This is a genomic window from Agromyces sp. PvR057, assembly GCF_040547485.1.
GTDB lineage: Bacteria > Actinomycetota > Actinomycetes > Actinomycetales > Microbacteriaceae > Agromyces.
This window is the reverse complement of the sequence record NZ_JBEPPT010000003.1, coordinates 256863-271125: the sequence shown is the minus strand read 5'-3', so window position 1 is coordinate 271125 and position 14263 is coordinate 256863. Positions and strand designations below refer to the sequence as shown.

10 protein-coding genes are annotated in these 14263 nt (G+C 71.4%); 5 read left to right on the top strand and 5 right to left on the bottom strand.

The features are described 5' to 3' along the window. Positions 1–176 precede the first annotated feature (176 nt). Complete coding sequence (locus ABIC29_RS13905) at positions 177–1277, bottom strand: substrate-binding domain-containing protein (protein ID WP_055854298.1); 1101 nt, start codon at positions 1275–1277, stop codon at positions 177–179. A 218-nt stretch (positions 1278–1495) separates the two neighbouring features. Here ABIC29_RS13905 and ABIC29_RS13900 point away from each other — a divergent pair, with 218 nt between their 5' ends. The 4 genes from ABIC29_RS13900 to pepT all read left to right on the top strand — a co-directional run bounded on the left by ABIC29_RS13900 (position 1496) and on the right by pepT (position 8234). Then, positions 1496–2503, top strand: coding sequence for a LacI family DNA-binding transcriptional regulator (locus ABIC29_RS13900; RefSeq protein WP_116080165.1), 1008 nt, complete (start codon positions 1496–1498; stop codon positions 2501–2503). Next, positions 2500–3447 carry a PfkB family carbohydrate kinase gene (locus ABIC29_RS13895; protein ID WP_116080164.1) on the top strand — a complete coding sequence of 316 codons (948 nt, stop codon included), beginning with the start codon at positions 2500–2502 and terminating at the stop codon, positions 3445–3447. Before ABIC29_RS13900 ends, ABIC29_RS13895 begins: the two co-directional genes overlap by 4 nt. Before the next feature lie 136 nt (positions 3448–3583). Next, positions 3584–6799 carry a GH32 C-terminal domain-containing protein gene (locus tag ABIC29_RS13890; RefSeq protein ID WP_354246216.1) on the top strand — a complete coding sequence of 1072 codons (3216 nt, stop codon included), beginning with the start codon at positions 3584–3586 and terminating at the stop codon, positions 6797–6799. 127 nt (positions 6800–6926) lie between these two features. Continuing rightward, positions 6927–8234 carry a peptidase T gene (gene pepT / locus ABIC29_RS13885; protein WP_116080162.1) on the top strand — a complete coding sequence of 436 codons (1308 nt, stop codon included), beginning with the start codon at positions 6927–6929 and terminating at the stop codon, positions 8232–8234. A 12-nt stretch (positions 8235–8246) separates the two neighbouring features. On the opposite strand, the gene ABIC29_RS13880 is transcribed toward pepT, so the two are convergent. From ABIC29_RS13880 to ABIC29_RS13870, 3 genes are all read right to left on the bottom strand, one after another. Continuing rightward, on the bottom strand, positions 8247–8759 hold the full coding sequence (locus ABIC29_RS13880) for a GNAT family N-acetyltransferase (protein WP_354246214.1): 513 nt from the start codon (positions 8757–8759) through the stop codon (positions 8247–8249). A gap of 8 nt (positions 8760–8767) precedes the next feature. Then, positions 8768–9298 (bottom strand): glutathione peroxidase, encoded by a 531-nt coding sequence (locus tag ABIC29_RS13875; protein ID WP_116080160.1) that lies wholly within the window; start codon positions 9296–9298, stop codon positions 8768–8770. A gap of 233 nt (positions 9299–9531) precedes the next feature. Then, positions 9532–12633 carry a helix-turn-helix transcriptional regulator gene (locus ABIC29_RS13870; RefSeq protein WP_354246211.1) on the bottom strand — a complete coding sequence of 1034 codons (3102 nt, stop codon included), beginning with the start codon at positions 12631–12633 and terminating at the stop codon, positions 9532–9534. Positions 12634–12790: 157 nt separating this feature from the next. Between ABIC29_RS13870 and ABIC29_RS13865 the strand changes: the two genes are divergently transcribed. Then, positions 12791–13303: a LysM peptidoglycan-binding domain-containing protein gene (locus tag ABIC29_RS13865; protein WP_354246209.1), complete on the top strand. Its 513-nt coding sequence runs from the start codon at positions 12791–12793 to the stop codon at positions 13301–13303. 200 nt (positions 13304–13503) lie between these two features. Here the strand turns inward: ABIC29_RS13865 and ABIC29_RS13860 are convergent, their stop codons facing one another. Then, positions 13504–14253, bottom strand: coding sequence for a pyridoxamine 5'-phosphate oxidase family protein (locus tag ABIC29_RS13860; RefSeq protein WP_354246206.1), 750 nt, complete (start codon positions 14251–14253; stop codon positions 13504–13506). Positions 14254–14263: the final 10 nt, after the last annotated feature.

Here is a 14263-nt window from a genome sequence, read left to right as displayed (position 1 = left end):
CGACGTCGGCGGCTCGCCCTCTGGGGTGCGGTTCGCCGGCGCTGCCGGCGAGGGTGTCGTGTGCTGACTCACGTTGTGCTCCGATTTCGTGGGGCGGGATTGAGGTTCAGGAGAGCGGATGCCCCGATCGAGGCATCCGCCCTCCCGGAATCACCGTGCGATGCGGCCTGCGGCGATCAGCCCCAGCAGATGTCTCCACCCTCGGCCGTGTCGATCGACTCGACGCCGTCCTGGGGGTCGTCGGTGACGAGGGCGACTCCGGTGTTGAAGAAGTCCAGCCCCTCGGAGACCTCCGGCGTGGTGCCGGTGTCGACGAGGTCGAAGATCGCCTGCACGCCGAGTTCGGCCATCTTGACCGGGTACTGCTGGCTCGTGGCGCCGATCATGCCCTGCTCGACGGCGTCGATGCCCGCGCAGCCGCCGTCGACCGAGACCACGATGAGTCCGTCGGTCTTGCCGGCTGCCTTGAACGCCTCGTATGCGCCGTACGCGGCGGGCTCGTTGATCGTGTAGACGACGTTGATGTCGGGGTTCTTCGAGAGCAGCGTCTCGGCCGCGGTGCGGCCGCCGTCCTCAGCACCCTGGGATGCCTCGTTGCCGACGATCTCGTAGTCGCCGCCGCTGTAGCTGCCGCTCGGGTCCTCGTCGCCGTTGGCGGCGTCGTCGCCGAGGTCGATGCCCATGCCGTCGAGGAAGCCCTGGTCGCGCTGCACGTCGACCGAGACGATCTTGTCGTCGAAGAGGTCGATCATCGCGATGGTGGCCTTCTCGCCGCCGAGCTTGGCGGCCGTCCACGCGCCGATCTCCTGACCGGCCTCGAAGTTGTCGGTCGCGAACGTGATGTCGACGGCCTCGGGATCGGCCGGCGGCGTGTCGAGCGCGATGACATAGAGGCCGGCATCGCGGGCCTTGACGAGCGCGTCCTCGACGCCTGGGCCGTTCGGGGTGATGAGGATGCCCGCATCGCCCTTCGAGATCGCGTTCTCGACGGCCTGGATCTGCGTGTCCTCGTCGCCGTCCTCCTTGCCGGCGGCGAGCGTCAGCTCGACGCCGAGCTTCTCGGCGGCGGTCTGCGCGCCCTCCTGCATGGCGACGAAGAAGGGATTGGTGGTCGTCTTGACGATGAGCGAGACGCCGATCGTGTCGTCGCCGCCCGAGCCGCCGTCGGCGCTGTCGCCCGACGAGGCGCATCCGGTGAACGCGAGTGCCGCGACCGCCGTGAGCGAGCCGGCTGCGATGAGGCGGCGTCGGACTGCGCCGGGAGCTGCGTGATTCATCGGTGAATCTCCTCTGGTGTGTGGAACCGTTGCCCCATTGACAACGATGTCAGCGTTAGGTCTAGCCCATGTGCCTGTGTATAGTCAAGCCGACACCGCACATTGGAGATCAAATCGTGACACCGTTGTCAGACGCGGAACCGACGGCAGCCGAGCGCAACGCCGGGCGCCCGGACGAGTCCCTCCCGGCCGACGCCCGTTCCCGGGCCCGTCCGACGATGCGCCACGTCGCCACGCTGGCGGGCGTCGGGGTGAAGACCGTCTCGCGGGTCATCAACGGCGAACCCAACGTCTCGGCGGCGACCATCGAGCGGGTGCTGAAGGCCGCCCGGTCGCTCGACTACGAACCCGACCTGCACGCCGGCAACCTGCGACGAGCCGACGGTCGCACGCGCACACTCGGGCTGCTCGTCGGCAGCGTCGACAACCCGTTCGCGGGCGCCGTGCACCGGGCGGTCGAAGATGCCGCACTGGCCCGCGGCGTCGCGGTCTTCGCCTCGAGCCTCGACGACGACCCCGAACGCGAGCAGGCCGCCGTCTCGGCCTTCCTCCGCCGCAGGGTCGACGGCCTCATCCTCACGACCGTGTCCGAGAACCAGGGCTACCTCGCCCCCGAACTGCGGCGCGGCACACCGGTGGTCTTCGTCGACCGCCAGCCCGCCGGCGTCGCCTCCGATTCCGTGGTCAGCGACAACACGGCCGGAGCCGCGCTGGCGACCCGCCATCTCATCGCGCACGGTCACCGACGCCTCGCCTACCTCGGTGACCGGCACGACATCCGCACCGCGCAGGAGCGCCGACGCGGGTTCCTCGACGAACTCGGCCGCGCCGGCATCGCGACCGGCGATGCCCCGGTCATCGAAGGGCTCCACGACGAGGAGACGGCCAGACGGGCGACGCTCGCGTTGTTCGACGCCGACGAACCGCCCACCGCCATCTTCAGCGCGCAGAACCTCGTGACGATCGGCGTGATTCGCGCACTGCGCGAACTCGATCGGCATTTCGACACCGCGCTGGTCGGCTTCGACGACGTGCCGCTCGGCGACCTGCTCGTGCCCGGCGTGACCGTCGTCGCCCAGGATCCGCACGCGATCGGGCGCATCGCCGCGGAGCGGGTCTTCGCCCGTCTCGACGGCGACGAGTCACCGGCCGCACGCACCATCGTGCCGACACGCCTCATCGAGCGAGGCAGCGGAGAACTGCCGCCGCGGGCGAGCGCACGATGACGCTCGACACCTCGGTCGAGGCACGCCCGCATCGCATCGTCGTCATCGGCGACGCCCTCATCGACGAACTGCGCGGCCCGTCGGGCACCCGCGAGTTCGTCGGCGGTGCCGCACTGAACGTCGCCGTCGGGCTCGCGCTCCTCGGTGTGGACGTGACCTTGCTCGCGATGCTCGGCGACGACGAGGCCGGTGGTCGCATCCGTCAGTACCTCGCCGACCATCGGGTGCGACTCGTCGCGAGCCCGTCTGAGCTCGGCACGTCCCGGGCGGTGTCCGACCGCTCAGATGGCGGCGAGCCCAGGTACGAGTTCAACGACGCGGCCAGGGCGAGGCGCATCCGGTTCGACGAGGAGGCCCGCACGGCGCTCGACGCGGCCGACCTGGTCGTCGTGAGCTGCTTCCCGTTCGACGACATCGACCAGGCGGCCGAGCTCCGCACCGCAGTCGAGCGCCCGCACGAGCGGCTCGTCATCGACGCGAATCCACGATCGGGCATGCTGCACGACCGGGGCGAGTTCCTCCGAGGCTTCGAGCGACTCGCGAGCGAGGCGCTGCTCGTCAAGGTCGGCGACGAGGACGCAGAGCTCCTGCTCGAGGCTCCGCTCGACGAGTTCGTCGCTCGACTTCGTTCGGGTGCGCAGGTCGATGAGCCCGGTCCGGCCGTCCTGGCCACCGAGGGTCGGGATGGCGCTCGCGTGCACGATGGTCCGATCGCGGTCAGAGCCGGCATCGTCGACCTGCCCGGACGGGTGATCGACACGATGGGTGCCGGCGACGCGACGCTCTCGGCCGTCGTGCACCGCATCGCCGTCGACGGCATGCCCCGCTCGGATGCCGCGTGGTCGGCCGCCCTCGGTGAGGCCATGGCGATCGCCGCGGCGACGGTTCGCCACGAGGGCGCCCTGCTGCGCCGACCGCCGGAGGGGCCGGGCTTCTCCAGCTGATCGGGGCTTGCAATGTCCGCCGGACACTGCGTAGTGTCGCGCTCGTCTACCTGACAACGATGTCATGGCTCCCTCGAGAGCCACGCGATGAAAGGCGAATCGATCGATGACGACGATATCAACGCGTGGGATGGCGGTGGCGTTCGCAGCCGTCGCCGCCCTCACCGTCTCCCTCCTCGGAGGCCCGGCGACGGCGGCATCCGCCGATGACCTCGCACCCGACCCCGCCACCGAGCAGTACCGACCGGCGGTGCATTTCTCACCAGAGCGCAACTGGATGAACGACCCGAACGGGCTCGTGTACGAGGACGGCACCTGGCACCTGTTCTTCCAGCACAACCCCTCCGGCACGCGCTGGGGCAACATGAGCTGGGGCCACGCCACGAGTGCCGACCTCACGCACTGGGAGGAGCAGCCGCTCGCGATCCCACAGACCTTCGACGCCGACGGCGTCGCCATCGAGGACATCTTCTCGGGCTCGATCGTGGTCGACGAGCAGAACACGAGCGGCTTCGGCACCGCCGAGAATCCGCCGATGGTCGCGAACTACACGAGTGCCTACACGGCGGCGCATCCGACGCTCGCGGGCCGGCAGGCGCAATCGCTCGCGTACAGCACCGACCACGGGCAGACCTGGACGAAGTACGACGGCAACCCGGTGTACGACCGCGCATCGGCGAACTTCCGCGACCCGAAGGTGTTCCGCTACACGAACCCCGAGACGGGTGAGTCCTACTGGGTCATGGCGGCCGTCGAGGCGCTGCAGTACCAGGTGGTGCTCTCCCGGAGCGACGACCTGAAGACCTGGACGCACCTCAGCGACTTCGGACCGGCGAACGCGACCGGCGGCATCTGGGAGTGCCCCGACCTCTTCCCGCTCGCGGTCGACGGCGACCCGACGAACACCAAGTGGGTGCTCGTCGTGAACCTCAACCCGGGCAGCGTCGCCGGGGGCTCCGGCGGCCAGTACTTCGTGGGCGACTTCGACGGCACCGCATTCACCTCCGAGAGCACCGTCAGCGATGACACGCTGCCCGCCGGCGAGGTCTTCGCCGGGTTCGACGACGGCACCTACGACGGCTGGACCGTCGCCAACGAGCCGGGCAACTGGAAGAACGGCCCGTTCGCGGATGCCCCGGCCGCCGGAACCCTGGCCGGCCAGAACCCGGTGACCGGCTACGTCGGCGCCGGGCTGGTCAACGGGTTCAACGACTTCGACTGGCCCGTCGGCACCGTGGAGTCCCCGACCTTCACCATCGAGGACCCGTTCGTGAACCTGCTCGTGGGCGGCGGAAACCACCCGCACGTCGACGGCACCCGACTGGACAACGAGGCGCCCGCCGGACGCCTGCTCTTCGACGGCTTCGAATTCCCCGACGGCACGACACTCGCAGACACCGGGTGGGAGGCCACCGGCGACTTCGCGACCGACCCCAGCCGCAGCCCCTCCACGCAGGGCGGCGACTACTACCTCGGACAGAAGCGGATCAACACCTTCGAGTCCGGGCCGAAGGGCGACGACAACCTCGGCGACCTCACCTCGCCGTCGTTCACGATCCAGCCCGGTGAGGACCACCTCTCGTTCCTCCTCGGCGGCGGCAAGCGACTCGACGGCACGCTCGAGGCTCGACTCGTCGTCGATGGCGAGATCGTGCGCACGGCCACCGGCGCCGACGGCGGTGCGCTCAACTGGAAGGCGTGGGACGTCACCGAATTCACCGGCCGCGACGCGCAGTTCCAGGTGCACGATGGCACGAACGGCGGCTGGGGCCACCTCACCGTCGACCACCTCGTGCTCGGCGCCGAGGCGGCGCTGCCGCGATCCGAGGAGACCTCCGTCAACCTCGTCGTCGATGGCGAGGTCGTGCGCACGGCGACCGGGCGTAACAGCGAGAGCCTCGACTGGGTGAGCTGGGACGTCGCGGAGTACGCCGGGCGCGAGGCATCCGTTCGCATCGTCGACAACAACCGGTTCGGGTGGGGGCACGTACTCGTCGACCAGGTGATGTTCGCGGATGCCGCGGCCGCGCCGCGCATCGAGGGCTACGACTGGCTCGACTGGGGCAAGGATTACTACGCGACCGTCTCGTTCTCGAACGCCCCCGACGACCGGCGGGTGATGCTCGGCTGGATGAACAACTGGGACTACGCGAACGACATCCCGACGGGATCGTGGCGCAGCGCCATGGCGCTGCCGCGCGAGGTCGCCCTCACGTCGACCGAGCGCGGGCCGCGTCTCGTGCAGCGGGTCGTGCCCGAGTTCGAGGGCCTCGAGCAGTCGGATGACGCGGTGACCGTTGGCCCGCAAGCGATCGAGGCGGGCACCGTGACGCTCGACGAGGTCGCGGGCGACGTGCTGAAGGTCGATGCCGTGTTCGAGCAGGGCGACGCCGAGGCGTTCGGGCTCAGCGTGCTGGGCGACGGCGAGGCGTCGACGCGCATCGGCTACGACGGCGGCCGGCTCTTCGTCGACCGCCGGGAGTCGGGGAACACCGACTTCCATCCCGCGTTCGCGTCGCTCGACGACGCACCGGTCGCGCTGGACGACGGCCGCCTGGCCGTCACGGTCTACGTGGATCGATCCTCGGTCGAGGTCTTCTCGGCCGACGGCCGCACGACGATCACCGACCAGGTGTTCCCGAACGCGGGCGCCGACGAGCTCGGCCTCTGGGCGGAGGGCGGCACCGCCGAACTCGTCTCCCTCACGGTGACACCGCTCGCCACCGCCATGTTCCCGGAGGAACCCGAGGTGCCGACCGACGACGGCGCCACCGCCGCACCGGCCGTCGGCGTGCTCTCCTCGAACAACGGCTGGGACACCGGGCTGCAGGACGGCGACTTCGACGTCACCATGAACCTGTGGTGGGGCGAGAACGCGAGCCTGTTCAAGCTGTACCGGGACGGTGAGCTCGTGCACACCACGCGGCTCGAGCCGCACACGCCGCAGGCCCAGCGCGTGGTCGTGCCGGTGCAGGGGCTCGGCAACGGCGAGTACACGTTCGTCGGCGAGCTCCTGAACTCGAAGGGTTCGACCTCGACGAAGGCACTCACCGTCAAGGTGCGCGACGCGAATCCGTCGAAGCCGGTGCTGAGCCACGACAACCGGGACGGCGACGGACGTTTCCGGCTCACTGCCAACCTGTGGTGGGGCCAGAACGCGACGTCGTACCGATTCCTCGAGAACGGCACGGTCGTCGGCGAGGGCACGCTCCCGGCCGCGACGCCGGCAGCGCAGCGCGCGACACTCGAGCTGAGCGGCAAGCCGAAGGGCACGTACGTCTACACGGTCGAGTTCCGGAATGCCGCGGGCACGACCACGAGCGAGCCGATCACGGTGAAGGTCAGCAAGTGACCGTCGGCTGAGACCGGGTCGCGGCGCTGCTGACCGCCGCGACCACGGGGAACCGGATGCCTCGGGGTGCTCGCGCCCCGAGGCATCCGCCGTTCGTGCTCGCCGTGCGCTGTGGCACGCTGGACTGATGGCTGCCGCATCCCCCGCCCCGTTCACCTCACCCCTCGCCGAGTCGCTCGCACCTTCGCTGCTCGAGCGCTTCGGTCGCTACGTGCGCGTCGGCACGCAGTCCGATCGCGACGGCGAGGGCAGCCCGAGCTCCGCCCGCCAGCTCGACCTCGGTCGCGTGCTCCTCGAGGACCTGCTCGCGCTCGGACTCGACGACGCGGTGCTCGACGGCGACGGGTACGTCTACGCCACGCTGCCCGCGACGATCGACGCGGCATCCGGCCCCGTGCCGGTCATCGGCCTCATCGCGCACATGGACACGAGCCCCGACGCACCCGGCGACGGCGTCGAGCCGATCGTGCACCGCGAGTACGACGGCGGCGTCATCACGCTGCCCCGCGGGGGCACAGCCCTCGACCCCGAGCACATGCCCGACCTGCTCGACCACCTCGGCCACGACCTCGTCACGAGCTCGGGCGACACCCTGCTCGGCGCCGACGACAAGGCCGGCGTCGCGGCGATCCTGACGGCGGTCGCGCACCTGCTCGCCCACCCCGAGCTGCCCCGCCCGACCCTGCGCCTCGCGTTCACGCCCGACGAGGAGATCGGACGCGGCGCGCACCGCTTCGACGTCGAGGGCTTCGGCGCCCTCTGCGCCTACACGGTCGACGGATCCGAGATCGGCGAGCTGCAGGACGAGACGTTCTCGGCCACCGAGGGCATCGTCACGATCGAGGGCCACGAGGTGCACCCCGGCTTCGCGACCGGCAAGCTCGTGAACGCCGCCAGGCTCGCCGCCGAGATCGTCGCCGCGCTGCCCGCCGACCTCACCCCGGAGCGCACGTCGGGGCGCGAGGGGTTCATCCACGTCTACGAGGTGCAGGGCTCCGCGGCGCACGCCGTGATCCGCACGATCCTGCGCGACTTCGACGACGAGCTGCTGGCCGCGCACGGCGAGGTGCTGCGGCGCACCGTCGACGAGGTGATCTCCCGCGAGCCGCGAGCCCGCGCCACGGTCGAGATCACCGCGCAGTACCCCAACATGCGCAGCTTCGTCGACCTGTTCCCGCAGGTGACGGATGCCGCTGAGCTGGCGATCCGGGCCGAGGGGCTCGATCCGCTCCGCACGTCGATCCGCGGCGGCACCGACGGCTCGCAGCTGAGCGCCATGGGACTTCCGACGCCGAACCTCTTCACGGGCGGACACGAATTCCACTCGGTGCGCGAGTGGGCGTCGGTGCAGGAGATGGCCGCGGCCGCCGCGACCGTCGTGCGCCTCGCCGAGGTCTGGACCACGCCCGAGTTCCGCGGCGCGACGCGCGCCTGACGGCCGGCGCGGTCAGCGCACGAGACGGAGCTCGTGCACGTGCCAGAGGTCGTCGACCTTCTCGGTGCCGTCGGGCGCGAAGCCGTTTCGGCGGTAGAAGGCCTGGGCACGCGGATTGCCGTCGAGCACCCACAGGTAGGCGGGTCGATCACCCAGCGCGGTGTCGACGAGCGCCTGCCCGACACCCGTTCCGTTGTGCTCGTCGAGCACGTAGAGCCCTTCGAGCTCGAGATCGCGAGGAGCATCGGCGTCGCGACCATCGCTCGTGTTCGCCCAGCCGATGACCTCGCCGTCGACCTCGGCGACCCACACGCGCATCGGTCGGAATCCGTCGGGCGGCGGATAGACGCCCGACGAGATCGCCGTGTTCGCCGTCCATGCGAGCACGCGATCGCGCATCGTCCAGTTCTCGACGACCTCGCGAGCGACCCGCCCCGGCTCGACGTACGTGGTCTGGTGGCTCCGCCAGTGCACGCTCGCGATCACCGGGGCATCCGCCACCGTCGCGGGCCGCACAAGCACCACGGTCGGGGCTACTCCGCTTCGGCCGCCGCGGCGGCGGACTCGCTCGCCGACTCCGCGGCGGGCAGCGAGGCCTCGATGGCCTCGATGACCTCGGGCGCGTCGGGCTCGGTGCGCGGGCGGAACCGCTGCACGCTGCGGTCGGCGCCCACGAGGAACTTCTCGAAGTTCCAGCTGACCTTGCCGGCCTTGCCGTCGGCATCCGGTGTCTGCTTCAGCTCGGTGTAGAGCGGGTGCTCCTTCTTGCCGTTGACGCGCACCCGGTCGACGATCGGGAACGTGATGCCCCATGTGGTGGAGCAGTACTCCGAGATCGCCTCATTGGTCGAGAGCTCCTGCAGGAACTGGTTGCTCGGGAACCCGATGACCGTGAAGCCGCGGTCGCCGTACTGCTTCTGCAGCGCCTCGAGCTTCTCGTACTGGGGCGCGAGGCCGCATCGCGAGGCGACGTTGACGATCATCACGGCCTTGCCCTCGTAGTCGGAGAGCGAGGCGGTGCCGCCGTCCATCGTGGTGAAGGGGATCTCGTCGAGCCGGCTCATCCGTGCCTCCGATGCATAGGGACTGGGGTGGGTCCCACGCTACGCCTGTTGACCCAGGTCAACGACCCTTGTGCAGCGAGTTCACAGCGCGTCTGGGGCTACGGATGCCGCGGGCGGGCGTCCTGTGCGCCCGCCCCACGACCTTTCGACGGAACGGGCACGGTTCGAAACCGCCGTGACACGCACGAAAGGTCGTGGCGCGACGACACGCAGCGCGGCGACCACGCGACGAGTCAGCGCAGCACCCCGGCGCGGTAGGCGGCCTCGGTGCGAGTGGCGGCACCGAGCTTGCGCAGGATCGCGGAGACGTGCACGCTCGCCGTCTTGCCGCTGATGTAGAGGCGTTCGCCGATCTGGCGGTTGCTGAGCCCCTCGGCGATGAGCTCGAGCACCTGGCGTTCGCGGGCCGTGAGCTCGCCGACCGCGGCGGCCGCCTCGACGGCGTCGGCGGTCGGCGACTCGGCGATGCCAGACCCGGCGGCGCCCGGCCCGGCGGCTGCCGCTCGGGCGCTGCCGCCTGGCGCGTTCGCGGCACGACCCGCGACGACGGCTCGGACGGCCGCGCCGCCGCCGACCCCGTCGAGCGCGAGACCGGCGGACGAGGCGACCCGCACGACCTGGAGCGTCACGGCGGTCACGCCTCCGTCGAGCGCCTGCTCGTGGGCCGCCTGGAGCGCGGCACGCGCGGCGGCGCGGTCGCCGGTCGCGAGCTCGGCCTCGCCGAGGCGAAGACGCGCATACGGGGAGAGGAAGTGCTGTGCGCCGGGGTCTGCGGCGCGCTCGACGGCCGTTCGCCACGCCGCGGTGTCGGTGCCGGGAACGCCGACCGCGGCAGGGGGTGCGTCGGTGACGACGGCCAGCTCGGCGTCGAAGAAGGCCCGCCAGATCGGCGCCGTCGGCCAGAACGACATGCGCTCGAGCATCGCGGTGAGCACAGGAAGGGTGGCCTCGACCTCTCTGGTGAGGTCGTCGGCGTCAGCTGGCCGGTTGCGCACGGCCGCGATGGTGCGCGCAGCCACCCAGAGGAAGGGGAGGGCGTATCCGGGCGGCAGCGTGTGCTCCTGGTCGAGGAGGATGCGCACCTCGCCCCAGGCCCTGCGGGGGTCGCCCTGCGCGAGGGCGATCTCGGCGGCGACGCGGCCGACCCCGAGCCGCGTCTGCATCTCGGAAGCCATGACGCGCGCCATCGAGGGGCGCAGCGCGCGGTGCATCTCGGCCGCACGATCGACCTCGCCTCGCCACAGCGCGGTCCACATGCGGGCCCGGTTGAGGTAGACCGTGAACGGCAGCGGAGGATCGAGTGCGAGGGCTCGCTCGGTGAGCAGCTCGGCCCGCTGCCACTCGCCGATGGCCAGCAGCGGGTCGACGGCGTTCGACGCGAGGATCACGCCCGAGCTGCGTTCGACGCCCTGCTCGCGGGCCCGCTCGAGGCCCTCTTCGGCGAGCCGGATCGCCGCGTCGAAGTCGCCGATGAGGTAGAAGAGGTCTGAGGCGTTCACCCAGTAGCGCAGCAGCGCGGGGCCGTCGTCGCCGGCGAGTTCGCGGGCGCGCTCGAGCAGGTCGAGTCCGGCCTGCACGTCGCCCGCGGCCGCACGGCTGATGCCCGAGATGTTCGTGGCGGTGGAGGCGAACCTGGGGTTGCCGAGGCGCACGGCCGCGGTGAGGGCGCGGTCGGACATCTCGATCGCCTCGTCGAGGCGGGATTCGATCATGAAGCGGCCGGAGAGCGCGATGAGCACCGTCGTTCGGAGCTCGTCGTGGCCGTCGGCACCGAGGGCCTCGAGCGCCTGCTCGAGCATCGGGATGGAACCCTGGCGGCCCACGTTGGCCAGGTAGAGCCCGACGTCGCGCAGCAGTCGCGGGTACTGGGGGTCGTCGCGCGGGCACTCTTCGAGCGCCGCCCTCACGAGGGCCAGGCCCCGCTCGCCCTCGCCGGCATTGCGCAGGTGCGATGCGGTGCGGCCCATGAGCTCGAGCTTGCTCATCTTCGCCGTGGTCGCAGGATCGGGCACCACGTCCCAGAGGCCGATGGCCCGCTCGCCCAACTGGGCCGCGGAGCCGTAGGCCGCTGCGGCCCTGGCCTCGGCCATTGCCTTGAGCGTCGCGGGGAACGCGCGCGCGGCGTCGTTCGCGCCGAGCCAGTGGAACGAGATCTCGGCGGCCACGCGCCGCGTGCCCTGCGCCGCGTTCTCGTAGGCGAGCGCGTAGCGCCCGTGGAAGCGCGCGCGTTCGCCCGGCAGCAGGTCGGCGAGGATCGCCTCGCGCACGAGGGCGTGCCGGAACGCGTACTCGTCGCCCTCGATGGTGAGCACCCCGCCGAGCACGGCCTCGCGCGCGGCGACGTCGATGCCCTCGTCGTCGCCGTCGTGCACGGCCTCGAGCAGCGCGTGCGGAACCCGCACGCCGCCGATGGAGATGAGCCGGAGCAGTTGCTGGGCCGGTTCGGACAACGCCTCGTAGCGGGCGAGCAGCAGGTCGCGGAGGGTCTCGGGCACCTCGCTGTCGTCGCGGCAGCCATCGAGTCCGATGAGCTCCTCGATGAGGAAGGGCACGCCGTCGCTGCGTCGCACGATGGTCTGGACCGACTTCGCGTCGGGGGCTGAGTCGGCCGGCACGAGTGAGGCGACGAGCGCCTCGGCGTCGGCGGGAGCGAGCCTGGCGAGCTCGCTGCGGTCGACCCAGCGGTCGCGGTCGGCCTCGGCGAGGAACGCGCGAACCGGATGGCCCCTGGTCACGTCTTCGCTGCGGTACGTGAGCACGGTGAGCACGCGGCTCGACCCGAGCGCGCGCATGAGGAAGCGCAGCAGCGCGAGGCTCGCCGCATCGATCCAGTGGAGGTCTTCGAGCACGAACACGATGGGCTGGTCGCGCGAGAGGGTCTCGAGCAGCACGGCGATCGCCTCGTGCAACTGGCTGGTCGCGGTGTCGCCGCGGATGACGCCGGCCGAACCCGCACGGGCCGCGTCGAGGTCGGCGCCCTCGAGACCGGCGGATGCCGCGAGCTCGGGCAGCAGCGCGATGAGGGCCGCCCGGCCGGGCCCGACGGCCTCGAGCACGCGTGCGACGCCCTCGTCGGAGACGAGCGAGCGGAGCGCGGCCTTGACGGGGGCGTACGGCGAGGCCACGGTGCCGAGGTCGACGCACTGGCCGATCACGAAGCGCGCATCGCCGCCGACGCGACGAGCGAACTCGCGGACCAGCCTGGTCTTGCCGATGCCCGCCTCGCCGCCGATGATGACGGTGAACGGCGCGCCGGTTCGCACCTCGTCGAGGGCGGTGAGGAGCCTCGAGAGATCGGCGTCCCGGCCGATCATGGCCGGCGCAGACGTGGTCACCAGTTCATGCTGCCATGACCCGACGACATCCGCCTCGGGCGCGGCATCCGCCTCCCCGTGCCTCGGGCCTTGCGCCGGAGAGGGGTTTCCGTGAGGCTGGGGGTGACGGCGCGCCCGACGACGGGGCGCCGTTCGGCACGTCGACGAGGAGGCACGGGTGGGGTCAGGTACGACGGGCGGGCGCCGTCATCCGGCATTCACCGCGGCCGCGGCCGCCTCGGCCGCCGGCGCCCTCGTGATCGGAACCGGGCTCGCGCTCAGCGGCTGCGTGCCGCAGCCCGCACCCGCGCCGGCAACCGTGACCGTTGCGGTCACCGAGACGGTCGCCCCGACCCCGATCCCGACGCCCACGCCGACCACCCCGCCCGTGGCGGAGGCCCCGGCGCCAGAGGCTCCCGCGCCCGTGCCGAACGCACCTGCGCCGGTCGTCGAGCCGGGCCCCGCCTACGACCTGGGTGCGCGCGACGGCGCCATGGGCACCCCGGCGGTCGACGGTTCCGGCATGCCGATCAGCTACGTCGTGGTGGCCGGAGACAGCTTCTTCGACATCGCCCAGCGGTTCGACCTGCCGCAGCAGCAGTTGCTGCGCATGAACCCGCAGATCCACGACTACGGCGAGGCCGTCTACATCGGCGACGCCATCAACCTCGACTGGACGAAGACGGGGTGAGCCCGGCCGCGGCCCGCATGGAGACCGGCCGCGCTCGCGAGGCTCAGTGCTGGAGGGTCGGGACGCGGCGGTAGCCGTCACGGGCGACATCGACGATGCTCGACGCGATCGCCGAGATCGCGAGAACCGCGAGCACGATCATGAACATGGACATGGCGCACCTCCTTCCGAAGCTCGGCCAGCGAGGGTTCCGCTGAGCCTCATGGCAGTCTGCGACCCGGGGCGGACCGCGTCGTCAGAGCGACCACGGACTCCGGGGTCGGGGTCTGCACCGGCGTCAGCGCCGAACGTTCCGGCGTTCCCCAGGTGCGGGTGAGCGGCACGACGCCGGCCCAGACCGAGTGGTCCTCGCCGTCGTCGACCGCCTCGGAGACGCCCGCGGCACGGGCCTTCATGACCACGTCGTCGAGCCGGAGCCGAAGCACGCGCGTGGCGGCGACCTCCTTGCGGATCGTCGCGCGGACCTCGGCCGGCCGGCCGGGCATGAGGCGTTCGGAGAGCGCGAGGAGCGCGGCATCCGCCTCGTCGTCGGCGACCGCCTCGAGCACGCCGTAGACGACGGCGCTGCGGTAGTTCATCGAGCTGTCGAAGAGCGATCGGGCGTAGACGAGCCCGTCGAGCGCCGTGACGGCGAACGCGACCGTCGACTTCTCGGCCGCCGCACGCAGGGCGAAGCCGCCGCCGGTCGAGCCGTGCACGAGCACGTCGTCGCCGACGCGCGCGAACCCCATCGGCACGACGATCGGCATGCCGTCGACGACCGCGGTGAGGTGACCGACGAGCTCCTCGTCGAGCAGCGCGTCGACCGCGGCCCGGTCGACGACCTGGCGTTCCGAGAGTCGGCGGATGCGGCGCGCGGGCGTCGGTGCGCCCGAGGTCGGTGCGACGGGCGCGGGGGCGGCGGCGGGCGCGCCGGAGGTCGGTGCGGCAGTGGCCTCGGAGATCGTCATGGCCCCAGTC